The organism is Mesorhizobium sp. M1E.F.Ca.ET.041.01.1.1 (assembly GCF_003997355.1).
Taxonomy (GTDB): domain Bacteria; phylum Pseudomonadota; class Alphaproteobacteria; order Rhizobiales; family Rhizobiaceae; genus Mesorhizobium.
Genome location: NZ_RZSL01000959.1, coordinates 1 through 1,512, shown reverse-complemented (window position 1 = coordinate 1,512; position 1,512 = coordinate 1). Strand labels below are relative to the sequence as shown.

Annotated in this window: 2 protein-coding genes; one reads left to right on the top strand and one right to left on the bottom strand. The window is 57.5% G+C overall.

The annotated features are described in order from the left end of the window. Positions 1–564 precede the first annotated feature (564 nt). The gene (locus EOA38_RS36360; RefSeq protein WP_127301484.1) at positions 565–828 is read right to left on the bottom strand and encodes a hypothetical protein; all 264 of its coding nucleotides are present in this window, start codon (positions 826–828) and stop codon (positions 565–567) included. 184 nt (positions 829–1,012) lie between these two features. On the opposite strand from EOA38_RS36360, the gene EOA38_RS36355 reads away from it, so the two are divergent. Next, the gene (locus tag EOA38_RS36355; protein ID WP_127301483.1) at positions 1,013–1,462 is read left to right on the top strand and encodes a MucR family transcriptional regulator; all 450 of its coding nucleotides are present in this window, start codon (positions 1,013–1,015) and stop codon (positions 1,460–1,462) included. The last annotated feature ends 50 nt before the right edge of the window (positions 1,463–1,512 follow it).

The following is a 1,512-nucleotide window of genomic DNA, read 5'->3' as shown; positions in this document are numbered from 1 at the left end:
ATCCGAAAGTGACGAAACAGCCGCCCGCTAAACAGCGCGGTCCTGTCCGGAAAATGTAGCTGAGCCCGCTTAAACGCGACATACAAAAGGCCCGGCAGCCGATGCCGTCGCCGTCAATAGCCAGTTCGGATCCACGGATTAGTGCCGTATCCTAAGTGCGGATGGTCCAGGAAATTTGCGGCCCCATTTGGCGGTTGCGCAACAACGGTGCCAGTCGATTTGCAATCCAGTTTCGGGGTGGGCTTGCTGCCAGCCTTCATACGCGCTGCAGAACACGAGGTTGCAGCCTGAGCGGTGGCCATCTTTTTCTTCTCTTTCGCAACAGCTGCTCCAGTGGCGGCCAATACCATTGCTATGCCAAAGATAACGGGTTTCACGGAAACGCCCTCACCCTGCACAATCCGAAATTGTTGCGCCTAGCTAACATCGGGCGATGATGGGCTTCATCATCGATTGGAATGACGAGGGCTCATCTATTTGCCCTAGACGCAAAGACGGCCCCGCTATGAAAAGCCCGCCACCGTGAGACAGCGGGCTTTCAAGTGTCCGAAGGGCAATTGGTTTTTAGAGACTCTGCCCGCCTTCGAGGTATCCAAGGGCGCCGAATTCGGCGCCATAAAGTTCGCGCTCGTCTCCGTCGTGCGGCTCATCGAGGATGTCGCCGCCGTGCTCGTTCTCTTCCTCCAGGTCTTCGTTGGTGCCGCTCCAACCGGCAAGATACGGCTCATCGTCGGCTGTTGCTTCCAGATCCGGCTCGCCGTCGGCCTCATCGAGGATAGTCAGCAGCGCCTCAATAGTGCGCTCTATGCGGCGCCGAAGCGGCTTCATCTTCGAGTAGCTGCATAGTGTCTGTTCGGAGTTCTTTTGAATGGGCAGAGGCGCGGACTGCGCCTCCGCCTAACAGGATTCGTGGGCCACTCAGCGAACAGAAGCGTTGGCGAGCCACCAAACTTGCAGTACAGAGCGAATTGCGAGGGTGGGCTTTAGATTCCGATACTAGGAGTACAATATCTTGAACGAACAAAGCGAGGTCCAAAACGTCGATCTAATCGGCCTGACCGCCGACATTGTCTCTGCGTATGTGGGCAACAACCCCCTCCCCGTGTCCGGATTGCCTGAACTTATCGCCTCTATTCACGCGTCGCTGTCAGGAATCGAGCACCCAATCGCAGCCGTACAACCGAAGCTGGCACCAGCGGTCAATCCGAAGCGTTCGGTGTTCCCCGATTACATCATCTGCCTCGAGGACGGGAAGAAGTTCAAATCGCTAAAGCGCCATCTCGACGTGCACTACGGTCTGACGCCCGATGAGTACCGGGAGAAGTGGGGATTGAAGTCGGACTATCCGATGGTGGCGCCGAACTATGCTGCTCAGCGGTCGACGCTGGCGAAGGCGTCCGGACTCGGCCGCAAGCCCGCAGCAAAACCATCCAACAGTCGATCAGCGAAGCGAAGGGTCTAGCGCCCGCGCTTCGGTGCCGCGGTGATTACCGCTCTGACCTGGGCTTATGT